Below are 21,457 nucleotides of genomic sequence, written 5' to 3'. Positions count from 1 at the left end.
GGCGCCGCTCAGGCGGCAATCCCAACCGGCGCCCCTGCACCTGGACGAGCATTTCCGGATCCCGGCTTGCTGGCTGGAGACCACGGCTTGCGGAGGGCGCAGGGAGCCTGGCCCGCTCTCCCGCCATCGCGCAGGCTGACCGGACTGCCGTCATTTTCATGAAAATCCCAGGCTTTCACCAGCCGCGCCCAGGTGCTGATGTGTGCCCTGCCGTGCCGCCTGAAGGAAAGCCGCCCACCCCGCCCCGCTTGCGCCAAAGCCCGACCGGGCCAATCTTGACGGCATGAGCATTCCCGCCCCCGACCAAGCGATCCTCAGCGCCTTCTGGCGCGTTCTGGCCGGCAGTGGCTGGCATGGCCTGACGCTGCGCGCCGTCGCGGCCGAGGCCGGCCTGCCCCTGGCTGATCTGCGGCGCCACTTCACCTGCCCGCTGGAAATCCTGGGCGCGCATCAGCGCGCAGTGGATGCCGGCGTGCTGGAAGGCACGGTGGAGGATATGAGCAGCACCGCCCGGGACCGACTGTTCGATGTGCTGATGCGCCGGCTGGACGCGCTCCAGCCGGACCGCCCGGGCGTGGTCCGGCTGCTGCATGACCTGCCACGCGCCCCCCTGTTGGCGCTGTGGTTCGCCCGCCGCAATCTCAGCGCCATGGCCTGGATGCTGGAAGCGGCCGGGCTGGATGCCGCGGGGCCCGCCGGTCTGGCGCGGGCGCAGGGCCTGGGTGCCGTCTGGCTCGCCGCCCTTCGCGCCTGGGAAAAAGATGAGAGCGAGGACCTCTCGGCCACCATGGCCGCGCTGGATCGCGCCCTGGACCAGGCCGACCGTGTGGCCCGGTGGTTGCGCTGGGCGCCAGTGGAGGCTTCGGCGTCCGACGCCCCCATGGAGGCCGGCCCTGACGCGGAACCTGCAACGGAAGTGAATTGACCGCGTTACCCCAGGGCGTCTAGGAACCAAGGCGTTCAGGCCGCTGCTCGGACAACTGATCGCTGGGGTCAGTCTCGGCGACGGCATCCGGAGACTCAAATCATGTCAAGCAATGGCTTCAATCCCGAAGAAATGATGCGCGCCTTCACCTCGATGAAGCTGCCCGCCATGCCGGATTTCCAGGCCTTCGCCGATGCGCAGAAGCGCAACCTCGAAGCGCTGACCACCGCCAACAAGCTCGCCATGGAAGGTGCCCAGGCCGTGGGCCGCCGCAACATGGAGATCATTCAGCAGGTGATGGGCGAAATGACCCAGGCCATGCAGAGCATGACCGCGGTCGAGGCCTCGCCCAATGCCAAGGCGGCGCAGCAGGCCGAAATGATGAAGACCGCCTATGAGCGCGCGGTGGCCAACATGCAGGAAATCGCCGAGCTGATTCAGAAGTCCAATGGCGAGGCCGTGGGCGTACTGAACCGCCGCTTCGCCGAGGCACTCGAAGAAGTGAAGGGCATGGTCAAGCCCTGATAAGCCCTGATTGAAGCGCGTCTATTCGACGCGCTTCAACTTGGCTTCGACCACGGCGGCGAGCACACCCGCGCCATAGGGGATGGCGGCGTCGTTGAAGTCGAAGGCGGGGTTGTGCACCTCGGCGCTGTCACCATTGCCGGTGACGATATAGGCGCCGGGGCATTTCTCCAGCATGTAGGCGAAATCCTCACCACCCATGACGGCGGGGAATTCACGCTTCACATGCCCCTCTCCCACCAGGGAAGCGGCCGCATCGCCCAGGGCCAGGGTCTCCGCCGCATCATTGACCAGGGGCGTGGTGATCACGCGGAAATCAAGGGTGGCCGTGCCTCCCAGGCCGGAAGCAACACCCGCGCTGATGGCGCGCATGCGGTCCTCCACCAGCTTCATCACCTGATTGCTGAAGGCGCGCACCGTGCCACCGAGCCGCACCTCGTTCGGGATGACGTTATAGGCGTTGCCCGCGTCGAACCGCGTCACGCTGAGCACCGCGCGTTCGGCCGCCGGCACATTGCGGGCGACGACGGATTGCAGCGCCTGCACGATGGCGGCGCCCATCACGACGGGATCATGCGTCGTCTCGGGCCGCGCGCCATGGCCGCCCTTGCCTGTCACCTGGATGTCGAAGAAGGCGACGCCCGCCATCATCGGGCCGGGCCTTATGCCGTATTGGCCGAGCGGCATGCCCGGGCGGTTGTGCAGGCCAAATACCGCATCGCAGGGAAAGCGCTCGAACAGCCCGTCCTCCAGCATGGCGAGCGCGCCGCCCGCACCTTCTTCGCCCGGCTGGAAGATCAGGTGGACGGTGCCGTCGAAGCGCTTGGTCTCCTGCAGATATTTGGCGGCGGCGAGCAGCATGGTGGTGTGCCCGTCATGCCCGCAGGCATGCATTTTTCCCGGGATGGCGCTGGCATGCGCGAAGCTGTTCGCCTCGGTCATGGCCAGCGCGTCCATGTCGGCGCGCAGGCCGATGCGGCCCTGGCCATTGCCGTTGCGAATGACGCCGACCACGCCGGTCACACCGATACCGCGATGCACCTCGATCCCCATCTCCGTGAGCTTGCTGGCCACGAGGTCGGCGGTGCGATGTTCCTCCAGCCCAAGCTCGGGATGGGCGTGGATGTCACGGCGGATGGTGGTGAACTCATCCTGCCAGGCGGCGATGGTCTCGGTCGGGTTATTCATGGAGGCATTATTCCTCCGGCTTGGCGCCCTGCGCAATCACCAGCGCCTCATGCAGCACTGCCATGTCGCCAATGTGATTGGCCAGCAGCAGAATGAGCTTGGCGTCGAGCTTGCGTGAGGCCGCGGCATCGAGCGTGCGATGCGCCTCCATCAAGGCGGCATAGAAGCCGTCCGGATCGGCGATTCGGGGCGTTGTGCGCAGTTGCTTCATCGGCCGAGCGCCTTGTCCCGCGCGGCGAGGATCGGCTCGGGCGCCGCGGTGGTGAAACGCGCGGCGATATGCTGGTCCGGCCGCAGCAGCACGCATTCGCCGGGTGAGAGCCCATAGCGCGCGGCGGCCAGGCCGGAATGGTCATGCCAGGCGCCGGCCCGCGGCGTATCCGCGATCAGCAGGGTGGTGATGCCCGGCAAGGGCACCGGCACCACCTCCCGCGCCAGCAGGGTGAAACCGCCATCCGCACCGATCTGGCGCAGCAGCCAGCCACGCTGATCGCCGCGCAGCAGCGGTGCGTCAGGGGCCGGCGTGCCGGGCGGGGCCATGCCGGGCGACTGGTCCGGGCCGTTCAGCGGGCTGTCCAGCAGGGTGGTGGGCCTGGAGAGGCGGCCGGAATTCACGAAGGGCCGCGCCAATGCCCAATCCTCGGCCAGTTCCAGCACCGCATCGCGCCAGGCGCGCGCCGCCTCGGTCTTGGGCGTGATGAAATCCGTGCTGCGGCTGGAGTGGAGGATGTTTTCGTCAGCGGCGGGAATCCGCTCGGCTTCGTAGCTGTCCAGCAGCGCTTCCGGCGCATCCCCGCGCAGCACGGCAGCCAGTTTCCAGCATAGATTATCGGCATCCTGCACGCCGCCATTGCCGCCCCGCGCCCCAAAGGGGCTCACCTGATGCGCGGCATCGCCCAGGAAGAAGACGCGGCCATGGCGGAAGCGCTCCATCCGCCGGCAGCGGAAGGTATAGACGCTGACCCATTCCAGATCGAAGGGCACATCCGGGCCGAGCATGTCCGTCACGCGGCGGCGCACACGCTCAGGATCCTTTTCGAGTTCCGGATCCGCATCCCAGCCAAGCTGAAAATCAATCCGCCAGACATCATCGGGCTGCTTGTGCAGCAGCACGGATTGGCCGGGATGGAAGGGCGGGTCGAACCAGAACCAGCGCTCGGTCGGGAAGGGTGCGCTCATCACCACATCGGCGATGAGGAAGCGGTCCCGGAAGACCTGACCGGTGAAGCTGAGGCCGAGGGCTTCGCGGATGAAGCTGCGCGCGCCATCGGCCGCCAGCAGCCAGTCGGCGTGCAGGGTGTATGCGCCCTCCGGTGTCTCGATGGTCAGCAGCGCACCATCGGGATGGGCCGCGATGCCCGTCACGCGTGACTGCCAGCGCAGATCCACAAGCCCGGATTCAACGCAGGCCTCCACCAGCCATTGCTCGGCGTAATACTGCTGGAGATTCACGAAGGCCGGGAATTCATGGCCATCCTCGGGCAGCAGGTTGAAGCTATACGCCTCGCGCGACTGGAAGAAGACGCGGCCCTGGTTCCAGGTGATCCCCTTGGCGAGGAACTTCTCGCCGACGCCAAGCCGCGCGAAGATCTCCAGGCTGCGCTTGGCGAAGCAAATGGCGCGGCTGCCGAAGCTGACCGTGTCATCCTCATCGAGCAGCACCACGCGCAGGCCGCGCCGCGCCAGATCCAGCGCTGCCGTCAGCCCGACCAGCCCGCCGCCCACGATGACAACGGGTGCCCGCTCAGCATCAACGGGATGGGGGCGATATTCATAGCGCGGCTGGGTGTAGGTGCCAGGCAAGTCAGTGCCTCCAACTCAGTTCACTTCGGCCGGCTTCATCGGCGAGGAACCCTCGACCGCGCGCCACATCTCGACATCGCGCTCCGCCGTCCAGATGCGCGGATGGGCGATGCCGCCGGCTTCATCAAAGGCGCGGCTGACATTGAAGGGCATGCAGTGCTCGAAGATCACCCAATGCCCGTATTTCGGCCGCATGGCGCCCATCGCCTCGGCGTAGAGCTGCGTCAGGTTCCAGCCCTTCGCCACCGCTTCCTGCGCGAGGCTGAAAAGATCGCCCGTGAAGCTTTCGGTATCATGCAGGGCCTGCGCCACATCGGCCTTGGTCATCAGCGCCGCGCCACGGCCTGGCACCAGCTTCTCGGCCCCCAGGGCGCGGATGGCGGCGATGGTGGCGGGCCAGTCGGCGAAATGCGCATCGCCGCAATAGGGTGTCGCGCCAAACTCCACCGTATCGCCGGCAAAGAGGACCTTCTCCTTCGGCATCCAGACCACCGTATCGCCCGCCGTATGACTGCGGCCGATATGGATGATCTGGGCTTCCCGCTCCCCCAGCCAGAGGGTCATGCTGCGATGGAAGGTCTCGGTCGGCCAGGTCAGGCCGGGAATGCTCTCCCGGCCGCGAAACAGGCGCGGAAAGCGGCCGATCTCACTGTCCATATCCTGGGCGCCACGCTCCACGATCAGGTTGCGCGTGGCGTCCGAACAGATGATGGAATGCGCCGGATAGCCCGAGGCGCCCAGCACGCGCACCGCGTGATAATGCGACAGCACCACCTGCCGGACCGGCAGCGGCGTGACGGAAGCGATGCGCGCCTGCACATCGGCCGCCATGATCGGCGTCGCCTGGGCGTCCACGACGACGACGCCGTCGGGGCCGATGATCACCCCGGAATTGGGATCACCCTCGGCCGTATAGGCGTAGAGCCCGCCGCCGAGCTCGTCGAAGGAGACGTGTTTCTCGGTGAGATCGGTGGTGGAAGCGAAACTCATGGGGGCGTTGCCTTCTCGTCGCTGGCGCGAGTCTAGAGCATCGGCCGGGCAAACGAAATCATTTGCCGGGATCAAGCTGCGCGCGGCGACGCCATGCCGGCGCCGCGGCCTCCGGCGACCCTATAGGAGGTTGGTTTGACGACTGAATACCGATCCGGCGAACCAGCCTTCCCGGCCGGCGCGGGCGAGAGGGCTGAGCCCCCCGCGCCGCGCTCAGATGGCTGTGCCGCCCACCGTCAGGCCCGTCATCTTCAGCGTGGGCTGCCCCACACCCACGGGCACCCCTTGGCCGTTCTTGCCGCAAGTGCCGATGCCCGGATCCATCGCGCTGTCATGGCCGATCATGCTGACCTTGGTCAGCGCATCGGGCCCGTTGCCGATGAGGGTGGCGCCCTTCACCGGCGCGCCGATGCGGCCATTCTCGATGATGTAGGCCTCGCTCATCGAGAAGACGAACTTGCCCGAGGTGATATCCACCTGGCCGCCACCGAAATTCACCGCATAGATGCCGCGCTTCACGCTCGCGATGATCTCGGCCGGGCTATGGGCGCCACCCAGCATGATGGTGTTGGTCATACGTGGCATGGGGCTGTGGGCGTAGCTCTGGCGCCGGCCGTTGCCCGTGGGGGCCACGCCCATCAGGCGGGCATTCTGCCGGTCCTGGATGAAGCCACGCAGATAGCCATCCTCGATCATCACGGTGCGGCCGGAGGGCGTGCCCTCATCATCCACGGTGAGCGAGCCGCGGCGGTCGGCGATGGTGCCGTCATCCACCACGGTGACACCGGGTGCCGCGATGCGCGTGCCGAGCAATCCGGCGAAGGCGGAGGTCTTCTTGCGGTTGAAATCGCCCTCAAGCCCATGGCCGATCGCCTCATGCAGCAGGATGCCGGGCCAGCCGGGGCCGAGCACCACCTCGGTCTCGCCGGCGGGGGCGGGGATGCTTTGCAGATTGACCAGGGCCTGGCGCAACGCCTCGGCCACGCCCCGCTGCCAACCGCCCTCACCGATCACGCGCGAATAGGCGAAGCGCCCGCCCGCCCCGAAACTGCCCGTCTCCCGCCGGCCATTTTCCTCGACGACGACGGAGATGTTCAACCGCACCAGCGGCCGCAGATCGGCCACGCGCAGGCCATCGGGGCGAAGGATCTGCACCGCCTGCCACTCGCCATGCAGCGAGGCCATGACCTGCGTGACGCGCGGGTCCAGCGCGCGGGCATGGGCGTCAATCTCCATCAGCAGGTCGGTCTTGCCGGCGAAGCTGAGTTCAGCGCCATCGCCCATCAGCGGATTGGTGGCTTCATAGAGTTGCGCGTTGGTCGCCCGCGGGCCGACATCGAGCGTCCCGCTGCGGCCCTGCCGCACGGCGCCGACGGTCGCCGCGGCACGCGCCAGTGCCGCGTCGCTGATCTCCCCCGCATGGGCGTAGCCCGCCGCCTCGCCCTGGATGGCGCGCAGGCCGAAGCCGCGCTGCGTGTCGTAGCTGGCCGAGCGGATGCGGCCATCTTCCAGGCTGATCGCCTCGCTCTCGCGGTATTCGAAAAACAGCTCGCCATCCTCGGCGCCCGCCGTGGCTTCGTGCAGGCGGCGCTCGGCGGCGGCCGGATCGAGCTCGGTGTAGAAAAGCCGGTCGGTGACGGCCAGCGGCGTCTCGCGCGCGGCGAAGTCGAGGGGTGTGTCGAGGGGCATGCGAGTTCCGTTCAGAAGATCAGGCTGGAAGTCGGGAAGGTGATGCGCGCGATGGTGCCGATGCCGGGCGTGCTGTCCAGGCCCAAGGTGCCGCCCTGTGCCTGGGCCAGGGTGCGGCATAGATGCAAACCCAGGCCGGAGCCAGGGAAGCGGCGGGAGAGCGCGCTGTCGAGCTGGGTGAAAGGCTCGAAGACCCGCTCCATATCCTTGGCCTCGATGCCGATGCCGGTATCCTGCACCTCGATCACAAGGCCCTCGGCCGTGCACAGCGCACGCAGGGTGATCGTCCCGCCGGCCTCGGTGAATTTGGTCGCGTTGCTGAGCAGGTTGAGCAGCACCTGGCGCAACCGGCGCGCATCACCGCGCAGCCGGGGCAGATCCTGGGCGATGTCCAGCGTGAGGTTCAGCTTTCCGTCCGAGACCGCCGGGCCGATCATGCGCGCCGCCCCTTCGATCAAGGGTGCGACGGCGACTTCCTCCAGCGCGATCGGCAGGTTGCTCGTTTCGGCGCGGGTGATGTCGAGGATATCGTCAATCAACGAGAGGAGATGCCGGCCGGCCTCCTGGATGGCGGTGGCGAATTCCATCGTCAATTCCTGCGTGGCGCCGCCGCGCAGCACCTCTGAAAAGCCGATCACGGCGTTGAGCGGCGTGCGCAATTCATGGCTCATGGTGGCCAGGAAGCGCGACTTCGCGCGGCTGGCGGCTTCGGCCGCCTCGCGGGCTGCCTCCAGCTCGGTGCGAACCTGCCGGTCCTCGGTGACATCGGTGTAGGTGACCACCCAGCCACCATCGGGCGTCGGGTCCGAGACGACCTCCAGGATGCTGCCATCCGGGCGCGGCCGGAGCGAGCGGATGGGCGCGAAGCGCGGCCGCGTCTTGATCGCTTCGGCCACACGCAGCCCGGCCTCGCCCTCGCCGTATTCACCATGGGCCAGCAGGGCATCCACCATGTCATGCATGTGGGCGCCGGGCGCCAGCGCGTCATCCGGCAGCCCCAGCATCTCGCGCAGCTTGGCGTTGGAGGCCACCAGGCGGGCCTCCTTGTCGAACAGCACGATGCCATGCCGGATATTGCCCAGCATCACGCCCAGGATCTCGGCCCGGCGCTTGGCCTCAGCCTCGGCCCGGGCCAGCGGCGTCACATCCGTGAGAGAGACGACGAAGCCGCCATCCGGCGTGGGGTCGGAGGCGAAGTTCAGCACGCGGCCATCCTGCGCCACACGCTGCGCGCGAAAGGGCTTGCTGCGGTCCAGCTCGATGAGGCTCCTCCGCTCACGCTCGCCGGCCTCACCAGGCCCGAGATTGCCGGTCTTCACCTGGATCGCGAGCAACTCCTCCAGCGTCACGCCGACGCATTCGGGCAGTTGCGGCATGTCCATCAGCGTGACGGCCAGGCTGTTGAAGGCGCGCAGCCGGCGCTCATGGTCGTAGAGCAGCACGCCGGAGCTGTTGTTCTCCAGCATGGTGCGCAGCAGGCCAGCGCGACTTTCGGCCGCGGCCTCCGCCCGCACCAGCGGCGTGATATCGGAGACGGAGATGACGAAGCCCCCATCGGGCGTCGGGTCCGAGGCCACGTCGAAACGCCGGCCATCCGGCAGCGAGCGCTGCATGCGGTGCGGCTTGGTGCGGTCGAGCGCCAGGAAGAACGCCTCCTGCGCCGCGCCGCCATCCTCGCCCGCGTAGAGACCGCGCGCACGCTGCGCTGCCAGGATTTCCGCCTGGGTGGTGCCCGGCTTCGCCAGCAGGTCCGGCACGCCCATCATCTCGCCGCCCAGCGCATTGGCGGCGACCAGGCGATGGCGCGAGTCGTACAGCACGATGCCCTGCCGGCTGTTCTCCAGCATGACCTGCAGGATGCCGGCCCGGCGCTGCGCCTCCTCCTGCGCATCCACCAGGGGTGTGACGTCCGAAATGGAGACGACGAAGCCGCCCTCGGGCGTCGGGTCGGAAGCGACGTCGAACACTTCGCCCGATGTTCGCCGGCGCTGGTACCGGATGGACTTGCTGCGGTCGAGCGCCAGGGCCTCCCTCACGAAGGCCTCCTCGGCGCTGGCCTCATGGAGCTGCTCCAGCGGCGTCTGGCGCCGCATCACCTGCTCATAGGTCTGGCCCAGCATTTCCTCCGGCGAGGAGTAGCCGGCGATGGCCATGCTGATGCGGTTGGTGGCGATGACGCGGTGATCCGGCCCGTAGAGCGTGATCCCGTGGCGCGAGGCATCGAGCGTTGCCGAGAGCGCGGCCGCCTGGGCCTGGGCCTGCTCACGCGCCTGGACGAGTTCGGTCACATCGGAGATGCAGACGATGTAGCCGCCCTCGGGCATCGGGTCGGAACTGATGTCGAGCACCAGGCCATCGCCCCGATGGCGCTGGTAGCGATGCGACAGGCGCCGGTCCACCGCGAGGATCCGCGCCCGCACGGCCTCGACCTCGGCTTCGCTGGCACCCTCGAAGCGATGCTGGCCCGCGACGATATCGGCGTGGGTGAGGCCGATCAGGCTGGCGGAGCCAGCCCTGGCAGCAAGCTGGCCCGCGATGTCATTCGCCGCCACGGCGCGGCCCTCGGCGTCGAACAGCATGATGCCCTGGCGCGCGGCATTGACCGTGGCGCCGAGCACCTCCGCACGGCGCTCCACCTCGCGCTCCGCCACCACGCGGGCGGTGATGTCGGTCAGGGTGAGCACGAAGCCGCCGCCGGGAACCGGGTTGGCCGCGACTTCCAGCTCCTGCCCATTCGGGCGCCGGCGGCGCAACGTCCGCGCTTCAAGCATGTCCCGCGTGCGCAGCCCCTGCAACCATTCCAGACCGGTCATGCCCGGGCCGAATTCGCCGCGGGCATGCTGTTCGGTCACCGTCTCCAGGTAGGTGACGCCGGGCCGCAGCCAGCCCTCCAGGCCCATCAGCGTGGCGCAGAGGGGGTTGGCCGTCAGCAGGCGATGCTGCGCATCGAACAGGGCAATGCCGTGCCGCATATTGTCCAGCATCGCCTGGACCACGGCCGCGCGAGAGGTTGCGGCCGCCTGCGCTTCCGTCAGCGCCGTGATGTCGGTGAAGGAACGCACGCATCCGCCGCCCGGGATGAGATCGGTGCGGACCTCGATGATGGTGCCGTCGGGGCGTTTGCGGGTGTAGCTGCTCTCCCCTTTCCAGGGTTCGGGGGCGCGATTCTTGATCCAGCGCGCGGCTGCCTCACCCTCTCCATGTTCGCCCTGCGCACCTTGGAGGTCGCGCAGCTCGTCGAAATGCGCCCCGGGCTTCAGCTGCTCGGGTGCCAGGCCCGCCAGCCGCGCGCCGAGCGCGTTGCCGGTGCGGACATAGCCATCGCCATCGTAGAGGATGATCCCGTGGCGCATGTGATCCAGCACGGCCTGCAGGGATTCGGCCCGGCTCATCGCTTCGGCTTCCGCCTGCACCTGGGCGGTGACATCGGTGAAGGAGCGCACATAGCCGCCCTCCGGCAGCTTGTCCGTGATGATCTCGATCACCGTGCCGTCGGGATTGGTGCGCCGGTAACGGTCCGGCCCCCGCAGCGGCTCATTGGCCCGCTCGGCGAGGAAGCGGCTGGTGCTCAGGCGGTCACCATGCACGCCGAGTTCCACCTGCATGGCGCGCAGCTCGCGGATGTTCACGCCGCGGGCGAAGGCGTCCGGCGGCAATCCGCAGAAATGCGCGGCCAGGCGGTTCGCCGCCACCACATCGCCGGCCGCATCGAACATCGCCATGCCATGCCGGGTGCTCTCAAGCATGTGGTTGAGCACTTCCGCCCGGTCCCGCGCTTCGGCCTGCGCGGCATGGAGGGCCGTGACATCGGCGACAACCATCGCATGGCCGCCATCGGGCAAGGGCACGCTGCGATGGCTGGTCGCCACGCCATCGGCGCTGCGCCGCTCGAAGCCATGCGCCGTGTTGACATTCGCCAGCCGGCGCGTGACCTCCACCTCCGTATCACAGGGGCCGAATTCCCCGGCGATGGCGCGGCGCGTCAGGATATCCCGCAGGTTTTCACCGAGCTGGACCGGGCTATGCGCCATGATGCGGTTATAGGCGGGGTTCACCTGCCGCAGCACGCGGTCCGGCCCATAGACGGCCACACCCACGGGCAACGCTTCCATCACCGCATCCTGCAGGGCGACGCGGCGGCGAACATCCTGCTCGGCGCGATGGGTCTCCGTGATGTCCATGATCTCGGCCAGCCAGCCGCCATCGGGCATGGGCTGGTTTTCGAAGCGCAGGGTCTGGCCATCCGGCCTGGTGCGCTCATGCCGCCAGGGCTGCGCGACGGAGCGCGTGGTCAGGTCGGTCGTCACGGCGGCGGCGTGGGTGGCATCGAATTCGCCAGCCTCGCGCTGGCGGGCGATGATCTCGGAGACCGGCATGCCGGGTTGCAGCGCATGGGGCGGCAGGCCGAGTAGCCTAGCATAGGCCGGGTTGCTGCGCGCCAGCCGCCGCTCGGCGTCATATTGCGCGACACCATTGTTCAGCCGCGCGAGGACGGCGCCCAGCGCATGCACCTCGCGCTCGGCCATTTCCCGCCCCTGGAGGAATTCGCTCACATCGCTCAGCGTCAGGAGATGCCCGCCTTCCGACAGGGGGATCAGGCGGAACTCGAGGCCTCGCCCCTCGACATCGCGCAGCAGGCGGCGATGCGGGGCGGTGAAATCCAGTTCCAGGATGTCACGCAGCCGCTCCGAGGGGTCACCGGGGCCAAGCGCGCCACGGAAGGCCAGCAACCGCAGGACATCATGGAGTGCGGCGCCATCCTTCAGCGCAGCCGCATCCACGCGCAGCAGCGCGCGCATCTCGTCATTCACGAAGACCAGCGCATCCGCTTCCGAGAAAGCCATCAACGCCACCGGCAAGGCCGCGAGCAGATGGGTCCGGGGCGCGGTGGGCGCGTCCATCGTCACGGCCGCGGTGGGCTACGCAGCGCGTGCCACGCGCAGAGGCCGGCGGCCAGGACACCAACCGCGAGCGCCTGATGCAGCGTGCCGAGCGAGACCGGCACCACATGCAGAAGCGTCACGATGCCCAGCGTGTATTGCGCGCCAATCGCCGCCGCCATGGTCCAGGCCGCACGCCGCGCAAAGCCATCGGGCAGGCGGCGTGCGGCCAGCGCCACGCCGAGGGCCGCCAGCAGCGTCAGGGTTGCCAGCAGGCGATGGTTGAATTGCACGGCGGCGATATTGGCGGTGAGGTTGCGCCAGGCGGGGTCCAGGTCGAGATAGCCGGCGGGGATGAGCTGGCCATCCATCAGCGGGAAGCTGTTATAGGAAAAGCCCGCGCGAATGCCGGCCACGAAGCCCCCCGCGAGCATGGTCAGCGCCGCCAGCCAGAAGGCCGCCACGACCTGTCGCCGGAGCTTGCTCTGCTGCGCATCCTGCATCGGCAAGGGCGCCGGCGCGACCGGCCGCAACAGGCCGAGCGCGGTCCAGAGGATCACGCTGAACAGGAGAAACGCCATCGAGAGATGCAGCACCAGCCGGTAGGGCGAGACGGCGGTGCGGTCCGCCTCGAAGCCCGAGGCGACCATGAACCAGCCGATCGCGCCCTGCATGCCGCCCAGCAGGAACAACAGGGCCAGACGGGGCATGAGGCCGCGCGGGATCGCCCCGCGCGCCCAGAACCAGAGAAACGGCACGAGATAGGCAAGGCCGATCAGCCGCCCCCAGAAGCGATGCGCCCATTCCAGCCAGAAGATGCGCTGGAACCCTTCCAGCCCAAAGCCGGCATTTTGCAGCTGGTATTGCGGGATGGTGCGATAGAGATCGTAGAGCCGCTGCCACTCCGCCTGGCTCAAGGGTGGCAAGGTGCCGGCCAACGGGGCCCATTCCATGATGGAGAGGCCCGAACCGGTGAGGCGCGTGGCCCCGCCGAGCGCCACCATCACCCAGATCAATCCGGCCACGGCCAGCAGCCAGAGGGCGATCGCGCGCGGATTGGCGCGATCCCCGCGGGGGGTGGCGGGCGAGAGGGCGGGAAAGCTGCGCGCGTCGAAGGGCATGGCCAAGACATAGTAGCCTAAACCCATGGTTGTAGCCCACCGCTCGCCTTAAGAATCGCCAATCAGCCGGGCTTGTGGCGCCCGGCCCACACTGGTAACGCCCCTGAATGTCCGCCGCACCGCTGGTTTCGGTCGTCATTCCCGTGCGGAACGAGGCCCCGAACATCGCCCCCCTGGTCGCTGAGATCGAGACGGCGCTTGCCGAAATTCCGCATGAAATCATCTATGTGGATGATGGTTCGACGGATGGGACGCCTGGCGTGCTGGCCGGCCTGCCCGCGGTCCGGCGGCTGCGGCACCGAATGAGCTGCGGCCAGTCGGCCGCGATCATCACGGGGGTAAGGGCAGCGCAGGGCCACTGGATTGCGACGCTGGATGGCGATGGGCAGAACGACCCGGCAGACATCCCGCGCCTCTTGACCCGCGCCGAGGCCGCAGGCGGTGTGGTGATGGTGGCCGGGCATCGGGTCAACCGGCAGGATTCCTGGGTCAAGCGACGCTCCTCGCGGCTGGCGAACGGCATCCGCTCTGCCCTGCTGCGCGATGCGACGCCCGATACCGGCTGTGGCCTCAAGCTTTTCCCGCGCGCATTGTTCCTCGAGATGCCGCATTTCGATCACATGCACCGTTTTCTGCCCGCTCTGGCGCTGCGGGCCGGCGCCACGGTGCTGAGCGAGCCGGTGAACCACCGGCCACGGCTGCGGGGTGCCTCCAACTACGGCACGCTGGACCGGCTGGCGGTGAGCATCTTCGACCTGTTCGGCGTGGCTTGGCTGCAGCGGCGCGGCAAGCGGCCCGAGATCGAAGAGCCGTGACACCCGACCGCGATCGGCCTGGCGCGCTTCCGCCAGGGCGTGGATCGCCGGTCCCGGGGCCCGACCGCGATCGCCCCGGCGCGCTTCCGCCGGGGCGTGAATCGCCGGTCCCGCATTCCGACCGCGATCGGCCCGGCGCGCTTCCGCCAGGGCGTGGATCGCCGGTGAGCACGAAGCCCGCAGGATTGGCGAAGATCCTGCTAATGGTCGCTGGCCTGGCGCTGGGCGGCTTACTGCTGCGCGCCCTGGGCGCCGCGCCCGGGACGGAATGGGTGGATCTCTACATCCGCGACCAGGGGCTGCTGGGCGAGACCCTGTTCCTGCTGGCCGGCGCCCTGGCCACGGCGGTGGGTGTGCCGCGCCAGGCCGTGGCGTTCCTCGCCGGCTATGCCTTTGGCGCCGTGGTCGGCGTGGGCGTTGCCCTGGCGGCGCAATTGCTGGGCTGCGCGTTGGCTTTCTTCTGGGCCGGCGCGGTCGGGCGGGGCTGGGCCGAGCGACGGCTCGCTGGCCGGTTCGGACCCCATTTGCGTCCCGTGGTGGAGACCCTGCGCGAGAATCCTTTCGGCGCGGCTTTGGCGCTGCGGCTTTTCCCCGTGGGAAACAACCTCGCGCTGAACCTGCTGGCAGGCATGTCAGCCATCCCGGCCTGGCCGTTCCTGGCGGCCTCGGCACTGGGCTATCTGCCGCAGACCATGGTGTTTGCGCTGCTCGGCAAGGGGGTGCGGGTGGATGGGATTTGGCAACTGGCGCTTTCGGGCGTTCTGCTGGCGGTCAGTGTCGGGTTGGGGCTTTGGTTGATGCGGCGGCATCGCGCGGGACGCGCGTTGGGGAACTGATCGCGGGACGCGCGTTGGGGAACTGATCGCGGGACGCGCGTCGGGGAGCTGGGCGCGCCACACGCCTCGGCGCGCAAGATGCGCGGTCAACTCCCGCCATGCGCGGCATGGGCCAGGCGCTGGAACAGTGTCTCGTCCTGGAGGGCGCCCGCAGCGGGGCGGCGCGGCTCCGTCTCCACATGGCTCATGGCCCAATCGGCGAAAGCCCGTTCGGGCACGAGGGCACGCTGGATCAATGTCACGTTGCAGTGCCGAGGATCAGCCTGAATGGAACGGAACAGCCAGTCCAGATCCTCGGCCTCGCCCTCCAGGATCTGCGCGAAGCAATCATCCGTGACGACCAGCGCGCCGGTGATGCGAAGATGCGCGTTGCGGATGCGCGCCACGGCCAGCAGCGCCCCAACCTCCTCGGCCACGCGCCAGCGCGGCCCGCGCATGAGGTTGGCGCTGAAATAGGTGAGGCGCGTGAGCGGGCGGAGCATGAAAGGCACGTCCCTGATGAGATGCCAGGGTGCCCGCCGGATGATGAAGAAGAGGTGAAGCCTCAGTTCAGCCGGTTGCGGAGCTCTTCCACCAGGCCGCGGATGCGCGCCGCCGCTTCGCCGCGCGGCTCGATCTCGAGGGCCTTGTCGAGGCTCGCCAAGGCAGCCCCGATGCGCTCCAGCCGATGCTCGATCAGGCCCATCTCGCGCCAGAGCCCGGCATGGCCTGGGGCCACACGCAGCATGTCCCGCGTGGCAGCAAGGCCGCCCTCCAGATCATTGGCCTGCAGTCGGCGCAGCTTGATGTTGTTCTGCAGGCGCAGCAGCACATCACGCTTGGTCATCGGGGCGAGCATGCCGGGCTTGAGCTCCGTCTGTTCGCCGGAGACGCGCTTGATCAGCGCACGCAGCTCAGGCGCCAGCAGCTGCGTGCCGCCGGCGAAGACATCGAGGACGATCTGCCCGCGCGTATGCGGCAGTGCCAGCAGGAAGTGGCCCGGGGTGTTCAGCCCATGCGCCGCCCAGCCCACCGCCTCGGCCGCGTGCAGCCAGAGGATGCCGAGCGCCACGGGGAGGCCCTGCCGGCGCTCCAGCACATGGATGATGTTGGCGTTCACCATGTCGTCATAGGTCTCGGCATCGCCGGTGAAGCCGAATTCCTCATGGATGAGATGGGCCAGCAGGGCGCGCCTGCGGGCGGTATCGCCACCATCGGCAGCGGGGTCGGCATTGGCCAGTTCCACAGCGCGGCGCGCGATCTGGCTGAGCAGCGCCTGGGCACCGCGCCAATCCGCCTCGGGCGCGTCGATCCGCGCGAATCGCAGCGCAACGGCCGCGAGGTCGAGCTCGGCATCGGGCAGCTGCCCGGCGGCGTCGAGGGCGGCGCGGGCGTCATCCTGGGGGGTCGAAGACATGTGAACCTTGTAGCGCAGCCGGGGGGCAAGTCACATCGGCCGCGTGAGATTAGTGCAAAGAATTCTTCGTTTTTCCTTGCAAGCTTCGCTACCGCGAAATATTCTTCGCATATGACTGCAAACCCGGCCCCCCTCCTGCCCGATCTGCACCGCGGCGTGCCGCAGCATCTGGCGCGCCGCTTCGCCCAGATCTGCAATGCCTTCCAGGCCGAGCTGTATCAGCCGCTCGACCTGATGCCCGTGCATGTCGCGCTGCTGGCGCAGATCCGCGCCACACCAGGCATGGACCGCAACTGGCTCGCCGCCGCCACCGGGCATGACGCAACCTCCGCCGGCCAGGCGCTGGAGGCCTTCGTCCGGCGCGGCCTGGTTGCGCGCGGTATCCAGCCCAAGGATCGCCGGGCCGGCGCCTTCACCCTGACACCCCAGGGCGAAGCGCTCTCGGACACCCTGCGCGAGCATACACGCGCCGCGGCGCGCCGCATCCTGGCCCCGCTCTCCCCAGCCGAGGGGCAGACTTTGCTCGGCCTGCTGGCCCGCCTGATCGAAGCGCATGAGGCCCATGCGCGCCCTGGCGCGGGCCGGAAGCCGCCACGCCGCAAGCCCAAAGCCCATGAGGAATCATTGCCATGCAAACCCGCCTCACCCGCCGCTGCTGCCTCCTCCTCCCCGCCGCGATCGGCAGCGCCCGCGCCGCGTCCTGGCCGGAACGCCCGGTCCGGCTGATCACCAGCGGCGCCGCCGGGTCAGGCCTGGACCTCGCGGCCCGGCTTCTGGCGGAGGGGCTGTCCCGCAGGCTCGGCCAGAGCTTCACCGTGGAGAACCGCCCCGGTGCGAACATGCTTCTCGCCGGGGAAGCCCATGCCACCGCACGGCCGGGTGAGGCGCTGCTGCTGGCGCCCAGCACCATCGCCTCCACGGTGCCGTTTACCCAGCCAGGCCGCCTCCCCTTCGACCCCGTGGGCGATCTGCTGCCCGTCGCCATCATGGCCAGCGAATTCCTGTGCCTCGCCGTCCATGCCGCGGTGCCGGCGGCCGGCATGGCGGGCCTCCTGCAACTCGCCGGCGCGCGTCCTGACACACTCAACTGGTATTCGGTTCCGGGCTTCATGGAACTCGCCTTCCGGCTGTTTCAGCGCGAGCGCGGGCTGGAGCTGACGCATGTCGCCTATCGCGGCTCACCGCCTGCTGTGCTCGACCTTGCGGCGGGGCGAATCCAGCTCGGCATCCTGCCGCTCACGCCGCTGCTGGGCGCCATTCGCGAGGGCAAGGTGCGGCCCCTCGCGGTGACGTCCTCGATGCGCGCGCCGGCCCTGCCGGAGGTTCCCGGCATGGCCGAGCTTGGGCTGCCCGCCCTTGCCTATGATCCCTCGACCGCATTGTTCGGCTGGCGCGGGATGGCGGCGGGCCTGCGCGACAGCCTGGCGGAGATGGTGGCGCAAATCACTGCCACGCCCGAGGTTTCGGTCCGGCTCGGTGCCGCCGGCATGCTGGCCCAGGCGGGCCGTGCCGCGGATCTGGCGCGGGTGGTGGACGCGCAGCGGGAGCGGGTGCGGGCCGCGATCAGCGTGCTTGGGCCGCCACAGGGCTGAAGCGGGCCGGCGTGCTGGTTGAGCGAAGGCGGGTCAGCCCCGCCGCAGATTCCAGAGCATCGGGTTGGGCGCCTGCAACACCCCGGTCAGATCGCTCCGGAACGCCGTGCGCAGCCGGAACAGCCCGGTGGGCGCGATCGGCACCGCCTCCCACAGCAATTGCTGCAGGCGCTGGAAGGCCGCCGCCTGGCTCTGCGCATCGGCGGCCAGGGTCCAGGCCTCGACCTGGGCTTCCACCGCCTCATCGGTCGGCCAGCCGGCCCAGGCATTGGCGCCGTTCATGCGGATGGCCCAGCTGACGGCGGGGTTCGCGATGGTGGCCGCCGGGCCGTTGGTGTTGTGCAGATTCCAGCCGCCCTGGGCAGGCGGGGCGCGATTGGCGCGGCGGGCGATGATGCTGGCCCAGTCGCTCTCCACCGATTGGATGTTCACGCCCAGGCGGCGCATCAGATCCACCGTCACGCGGCCCTGCTGGGTGACGGCGGGGAAATCACTCGGGTTGATGTGAATGATCGGCTCCCCGGCGTAGCCGGCTTCGCGCAGGGCGTCGCGGGCGCGCTGCATGGCCGCCTCGCCACGGGGTGCCGCCGGGAATTCCATGGCGCCTGGCAGGCCGCAGGGGAACATCGCGTGGCATTCCTGCCAATCCTGCGGCAAGGCGACGGCGGTCATGAAATCGGGCTGCACCACCACGTCGCGGATGGCGCGGCGCACGCGCACATCGTTGAAGGGCGGGTGCAGGTGATTGAAGCGGATGAAGCCGAGGAAGCCGTTGGGATCATAGATCTGCGTGCGCGTGCCGCGGTCACGGTCCAGCACGGGCACCAGATCGGGCAGGGGGTATTCGATCCAGTCGATTTCACCCGTGCGCAACGCGGCGGCGGCCGTGCCGCCATCCGGAATCCAGATGATCTCCAGCCGGTCGAAATGCACGCGCTTGCCGCCGGAAGCCGCTTCGGCCGGCTCCTCACGCGGGAGATAGGCGTCGTTGCGCGCATAGGCCGCGCGGGAGCCTGCGACATATTCGCCGGGCAGAAAGCGCCAGGGGCCGGAGCCGATCATCGCATCCGGGCCCAGGGCGCGGTCCGGTGGCGTGGTGGCGAAGCGCTCGGGCATCATAAAACAGGGGCTGGCGCCGGGCTTGGCCAGGGCGTCGGGCAGCGCCGGGAAGGGGCGGTTCAGGCGGAACAGGATGGTGTTGTCATCCGGGGCGGAAAGCTCCGCCACGGCGCGCATCAGCACCTGGCCAAAGCCGTCACGCACTGCCCAGCGGCGAATGCTGGCGATGCAGTCCCGCGCGCGCACCGGCTCGCCATCATGGAAGCGCAGGCCTGGGCGCAGCGTGATGGTCCAGCTCAGCCCATCGGCCGAGACGCTGTGCCCTGCCGCCATTTGCGGGTGCGGGCGCAGGGCGCGGTCGGCGCCATAGAGCGTGTCAAAGACGCAATAAGCGTGGGTGGTGACGATGGTGGTCGGGTTGAAGATGGGGTCGAGCACGGCCAGCGCCGCCTGCGGCATGAAGCGCAGCGTCCGGGCACGCGTGGTTTGCGCGGCGGCCGGGGTTGAGACACTGGCGCCAGCGAGGGCCAGGAAACTGCGACGCTCCATCCATCTTCTCCATGCGGCGCGCCTTGGGCGAATGGAGGGCGGGCCCCACGGCGCCATGTGCGCCGGAGGCCTGATGCACCGCTCCCTTCGCCGGTACGAACCGGATCAGGTTCCCCCATGACAGGGATTTGGGGATCGCGGGATGCATCCCGCCTCTCAGCCCGGCAACCTGATCAGCCGTCATGCCCCAGGGGTGACGGAAGCTGACCAGGCACTTGATCAGCCGGCATTCCGCAGGAATGACGAAAGCTGACCAGGCACCTGTTCAGCCGGCATTCCGCGGGAATGACGAAAGCTGACCAGGCACCTGTTCAGCCGGCATTCCGCAGGAATGACGAAAGCTGACCAGGCAAAACTTCAGGGCTCACCCAGGTGTTGCCGTGTGATGGGCTGGGGCGGGGCGGCTGGCAAGCCCTCCCGGGCACGAGAAAAGCAGTTGTATTTCGTTCGAGATGGAACTATTTGGTTAGATATCGAACCAAAAGGATACCTCTCGTGCTCTCTCGTCGCTCCCTTCTCGCCACCCAGGCCGCCGGCCTCTGGCTCTCCCTCGCCGATGGCTGGCTGCGGCCCGTGGCCGCCCAACCTGATGCCACCCCCCTGGCGGGACCTCTGGCCCCCTGGCAGGTCGCCCCGCATGCCGATCCGCGCATCGCCGCCCTGGCCTGGGCCGTGCTGGCGCCCAATCCGCATAATCGCCAGCCCTGGCTGATGCGGCTCATCGGGTCGGACACCATCCTCCTGCATGTGGACCTCGAGCGCCGCCTGCCCGTGACCGATCCGCTGGACCGGCAAATCCTGATCGGCCTGGGGTGCTTCACCGAGCTGCTGCGCCTGGCGGCCGCCCAGCAGGGCATCGCCGCCGAAATCAGCGCCTTCCCGGAAGGTGAGCCCCAGCCGCGGCTGGATACCCGCCCCATCGCGCGCATCACCTTCCGGGGGGCGGCCGCGGCCGATCCGCTGTTTGCCGCGGCCGCGACCCGCCGCTCCGCCAAGCAGCCTTTCGACATGGCGCGCGAGGTGCCGGATGCGGCCCTTACGGCCCTGCGCGCGGCCCTGCTGGAACCCCGGAGCTTCGGCGCCCGAAATGCGGCGGTGGAGGCCATTCGGGACCTGGTCTGGCAGGCCTGGCTGATCGAGGCCGCCACCGAGGCGGCGCATCGCGAAAGCGTGGATCTGATGCGCCTCGGCACGGCCGAGGTCACGGCCCGGCCCGATGGCATTTCCCTGTGGGGGCCCGCGCTGGACCCGATGGTGGCGCGTGGCGAATTGACGCGCGCGGCGATGCTGGCGGGCCAGCCCGGCCACGGCATGATGGTCGGCCAGTACCGCGCCATGCTCGCGGCCACCAACGCCTATGTCTGGCTGACCACGCCGGGGCAATCGCGCGCCGACCAATTCGCCGCCGGGCGGGATTGGCTGCGGCTCAACCTGGCGGCGAACCGGGCGGGGCTGGCGCTGCATCCCGTCAGCCAGGCCTTGCAGGAATATCCCGAGATGGCCGGCCCGCGCGCCGCCCTGCCGGCCCTGCTGGCCGCCGCGGGCGAGGTGCAGATGCTGGGCCGGTTGGGCCATGCCACGCGGCCCACCGGCCCGACGCCACGCTGGCCGGTGGAATCGCGTATCCTCGGCTGATGCCCGATTCGCCTATCTTCGCCCTGCTGAACGAGATCGGCATCATCGAGCAGCTGGCGCGCAACCGCTTCGAGAGGCTGCAGCCCGATGGGCTGCGCCTGCCGCAGTTCACCGTGCTGAACCATCTGGTCCGGCTGGGGGATGGGCGTGGCCCCGCCCAGATCGCCCGTGCCTTCGAGGTGAGCAAGGCGACCATGACCAATACGCTGCAACGGCTGGAAGAACGCGGCTTCATCCGCCTCGACCCCGACCCGGCGGATGCGCGCGGCAAGCGCGTCATGCTGACCGAGGCCGGGCGCGCGCGGCGCGAAGCGGCGATTGCCCTGGTGACGGCTGACCTCGCACCGGTCGCTTCCCATTTGGGCGCTCCGCCGGAGAGCCTGCTGCCGGCCCTCCGCCGCCTGCGCGAGGCCCTGGACCAGGCACGGAACGCATGAAGCGGGATTAAGTCGCC

General features: G+C 68.9%; 18 protein-coding genes. 8 read left to right on the top strand and 10 right to left on the bottom strand.

Features of this window, described 5'->3' with window-relative positions; translation table 11 throughout:
- The first annotated feature begins 283 nt into the window (after nucleotides 1–283).
- Nucleotides 284–925, top strand: coding sequence for a TetR family transcriptional regulator (locus LHU95_RS01615; RefSeq protein ID WP_248709635.1), 642 nt, complete (start codon nucleotides 284–286; stop codon nucleotides 923–925).
- Nucleotides 926–1,027: 102 nt separating this feature from the next.
- On the top strand, nucleotides 1,028–1,450 hold the full coding sequence (locus tag LHU95_RS01610) for a phasin family protein (RefSeq protein ID WP_248709634.1): 423 nt from the start codon (nucleotides 1,028–1,030) through the stop codon (nucleotides 1,448–1,450).
- A 21-nt stretch (nucleotides 1,451–1,471) separates the two neighbouring features.
- On the opposite strand, the gene LHU95_RS01605 is transcribed toward LHU95_RS01610, so the two are convergent.
- From LHU95_RS01605 to LHU95_RS01575, 7 genes are all read right to left on the bottom strand, one after another.
- The gene (locus tag LHU95_RS01605; protein WP_248709633.1) at nucleotides 1,472–2,638 is read right to left on the bottom strand and encodes a M20 aminoacylase family protein; all 1,167 of its coding nucleotides are present in this window, start codon (nucleotides 2,636–2,638) and stop codon (nucleotides 1,472–1,474) included.
- A gap of 7 nt (nucleotides 2,639–2,645) precedes the next feature.
- Nucleotides 2,646–2,849, bottom strand: a complete 204-nt coding sequence (locus tag LHU95_RS01600; RefSeq protein ID WP_248709632.1) for a DUF2783 domain-containing protein — start codon at nucleotides 2,847–2,849, stop codon at nucleotides 2,646–2,648.
- Nucleotides 2,846–4,441 (bottom strand): FAD-dependent oxidoreductase, encoded by a 1,596-nt coding sequence (locus tag LHU95_RS01595; RefSeq protein WP_248709631.1) that lies wholly within the window; start codon nucleotides 4,439–4,441, stop codon nucleotides 2,846–2,848. Before LHU95_RS01595 ends, LHU95_RS01600 begins: the two co-directional genes overlap by 4 nt.
- Nucleotides 4,442–4,456: 15 nt before the next feature.
- Nucleotides 4,457–5,431 (bottom strand): MBL fold metallo-hydrolase, encoded by a 975-nt coding sequence (locus tag LHU95_RS01590; protein ID WP_248709630.1) that lies wholly within the window; start codon nucleotides 5,429–5,431, stop codon nucleotides 4,457–4,459.
- Between the two features lie 213 nt (nucleotides 5,432–5,644).
- Entirely contained in the window at nucleotides 5,645–7,120 is a 1,476-nt protein-coding gene (gene tldD, locus LHU95_RS01585; protein ID WP_248709629.1) for a metalloprotease TldD, read from the bottom strand.
- Between the two features lie 11 nt (nucleotides 7,121–7,131).
- A complete protein-coding gene (locus tag LHU95_RS01580) occupies nucleotides 7,132–12,021 on the bottom strand; it encodes a PAS-domain containing protein (RefSeq protein ID WP_248709628.1) in 4,890 nt (1,629 codons plus the stop codon).
- A gap of 2 nt (nucleotides 12,022–12,023) precedes the next feature.
- Nucleotides 12,024–13,148, bottom strand: coding sequence for a COX15/CtaA family protein (locus LHU95_RS01575; RefSeq protein ID WP_248709627.1), 1,125 nt, complete (start codon nucleotides 13,146–13,148; stop codon nucleotides 12,024–12,026).
- A gap of 80 nt (nucleotides 13,149–13,228) precedes the next feature.
- Between LHU95_RS01575 and LHU95_RS01570 the strand changes: the two genes are divergently transcribed.
- On the top strand, nucleotides 13,229–13,936 hold the full coding sequence (locus tag LHU95_RS01570) for a glycosyltransferase family 2 protein (protein WP_248709626.1): 708 nt from the start codon (nucleotides 13,229–13,231) through the stop codon (nucleotides 13,934–13,936).
- A gap of 164 nt (nucleotides 13,937–14,100) precedes the next feature.
- Nucleotides 14,101–14,772 (top strand): VTT domain-containing protein, encoded by a 672-nt coding sequence (locus LHU95_RS01565; protein ID WP_248709625.1) that lies wholly within the window; start codon nucleotides 14,101–14,103, stop codon nucleotides 14,770–14,772.
- A gap of 86 nt (nucleotides 14,773–14,858) precedes the next feature.
- Here LHU95_RS01565 and LHU95_RS01560 read toward each other — a convergent pair whose 3' ends face one another.
- Nucleotides 14,859–15,254 carry a BLUF domain-containing protein gene (locus tag LHU95_RS01560; protein WP_248709624.1) on the bottom strand — a complete coding sequence of 132 codons (396 nt, stop codon included), beginning with the start codon at nucleotides 15,252–15,254 and terminating at the stop codon, nucleotides 14,859–14,861.
- Nucleotides 15,255–15,316: 62 nt separating this feature from the next.
- Complete coding sequence (locus tag LHU95_RS01555) at nucleotides 15,317–16,168, bottom strand: transglutaminase-like domain-containing protein (RefSeq protein ID WP_248709623.1); 852 nt, start codon at nucleotides 16,166–16,168, stop codon at nucleotides 15,317–15,319.
- Nucleotides 16,169–16,279: 111 nt separating this feature from the next.
- On the opposite strand from LHU95_RS01555, the gene LHU95_RS01550 reads away from it, so the two are divergent.
- Both LHU95_RS01550 and LHU95_RS01545 read left to right on the top strand, forming a co-directional pair.
- Nucleotides 16,280–16,894: a MarR family transcriptional regulator gene (locus tag LHU95_RS01550; RefSeq protein ID WP_248709622.1), complete on the top strand. Its 615-nt coding sequence runs from the start codon at nucleotides 16,280–16,282 to the stop codon at nucleotides 16,892–16,894.
- A complete protein-coding gene (locus LHU95_RS01545) occupies nucleotides 16,798–17,760 on the top strand; it encodes a tripartite tricarboxylate transporter substrate binding protein (RefSeq protein ID WP_248709621.1) in 963 nt (320 codons plus the stop codon). Before LHU95_RS01550 ends, LHU95_RS01545 begins: the two co-directional genes overlap by 97 nt.
- 33 nt (nucleotides 17,761–17,793) lie before the next feature.
- Here the strand turns inward: LHU95_RS01545 and LHU95_RS01540 are convergent, their stop codons facing one another.
- Nucleotides 17,794–19,368 carry an ABC transporter substrate-binding protein gene (locus LHU95_RS01540; RefSeq protein ID WP_248709620.1) on the bottom strand — a complete coding sequence of 525 codons (1,575 nt, stop codon included), beginning with the start codon at nucleotides 19,366–19,368 and terminating at the stop codon, nucleotides 17,794–17,796.
- A gap of 495 nt (nucleotides 19,369–19,863) precedes the next feature.
- Here LHU95_RS01540 and LHU95_RS01535 point away from each other — a divergent pair, with 495 nt between their 5' ends.
- Together LHU95_RS01535 and LHU95_RS01530 are read left to right on the top strand one after the other, a co-directional pair.
- Complete coding sequence (locus LHU95_RS01535) at nucleotides 19,864–21,003, top strand: hypothetical protein (protein ID WP_248709619.1); 1,140 nt, start codon at nucleotides 19,864–19,866, stop codon at nucleotides 21,001–21,003.
- The gene (locus LHU95_RS01530) at nucleotides 21,003–21,440 is read left to right on the top strand and encodes a MarR family winged helix-turn-helix transcriptional regulator (protein ID WP_248709618.1); all 438 of its coding nucleotides are present in this window, start codon (nucleotides 21,003–21,005) and stop codon (nucleotides 21,438–21,440) included. The genes LHU95_RS01535 and LHU95_RS01530 overlap by 1 nt, the downstream gene beginning before the upstream one ends.
- The last annotated feature ends 17 nt before the right edge of the window (nucleotides 21,441–21,457 follow it).

This window comes from Sediminicoccus sp. KRV36, from assembly GCF_023243115.1.
GTDB lineage: Bacteria > Pseudomonadota > Alphaproteobacteria > Acetobacterales > Acetobacteraceae > Roseococcus.
Note: the sequence above shows the minus strand (reverse complement) of the source record. Positions and strands in the feature narration are given on the sequence as shown.

Excerpts from the sequence above, each read along its gene's own strand:
- LHU95_RS01615 (WP_248709635.1), top strand. The coding sequence starts at position 284 with ATGAGCATTCCCGCCCCCGACCAAGCGATCCTCAGCGCCTTCTGGCGC.
- LHU95_RS01610 (WP_248709634.1), top strand. The coding sequence starts at position 1,028 with ATGTCAAGCAATGGCTTCAATCCCGAAGAAATGATGCGCGCCTTCACC.
- LHU95_RS01605 (WP_248709633.1), bottom strand. The coding sequence starts at position 2,638 with ATGAATAACCCGACCGAGACCATCGCCGCCTGGCAGGATGAGTTCACC.
- LHU95_RS01600 (WP_248709632.1), bottom strand. The coding sequence starts at position 2,849 with ATGAAGCAACTGCGCACAACGCCCCGAATCGCCGATCCGGACGGCTTC.
- LHU95_RS01590 (WP_248709630.1), bottom strand. The coding sequence starts at position 5,431 with ATGAGTTTCGCTTCCACCACCGATCTCACCGAGAAACACGTCTCCTTC.
- tldD (WP_248709629.1), bottom strand. The coding sequence starts at position 7,120 with ATGCCCCTCGACACACCCCTCGACTTCGCCGCGCGCGAGACGCCGCTG.
- LHU95_RS01580 (WP_248709628.1), bottom strand. The coding sequence starts at position 12,021 with ATGGACGCGCCCACCGCGCCCCGGACCCATCTGCTCGCGGCCTTGCCG.
- LHU95_RS01575 (WP_248709627.1), bottom strand. The coding sequence starts at position 13,148 with ATGGGTTTAGGCTACTATGTCTTGGCCATGCCCTTCGACGCGCGCAGC.
- LHU95_RS01570 (WP_248709626.1), top strand. The coding sequence starts at position 13,229 with ATGTCCGCCGCACCGCTGGTTTCGGTCGTCATTCCCGTGCGGAACGAG.
- LHU95_RS01560 (WP_248709624.1), bottom strand. The coding sequence starts at position 15,254 with ATGCTCCGCCCGCTCACGCGCCTCACCTATTTCAGCGCCAACCTCATG.
- LHU95_RS01555 (WP_248709623.1), bottom strand. The coding sequence starts at position 16,168 with ATGTCTTCGACCCCCCAGGATGACGCCCGCGCCGCCCTCGACGCCGCC.
- LHU95_RS01550 (WP_248709622.1), top strand. The coding sequence starts at position 16,280 with ATGACTGCAAACCCGGCCCCCCTCCTGCCCGATCTGCACCGCGGCGTG.
- LHU95_RS01545 (WP_248709621.1), top strand. The coding sequence starts at position 16,798 with ATGCAAACCCGCCTCACCCGCCGCTGCTGCCTCCTCCTCCCCGCCGCG.
- LHU95_RS01540 (WP_248709620.1), bottom strand. The coding sequence starts at position 19,368 with ATGGAGCGTCGCAGTTTCCTGGCCCTCGCTGGCGCCAGTGTCTCAACC.
- LHU95_RS01530 (WP_248709618.1), top strand. The coding sequence starts at position 21,003 with ATGCCCGATTCGCCTATCTTCGCCCTGCTGAACGAGATCGGCATCATC.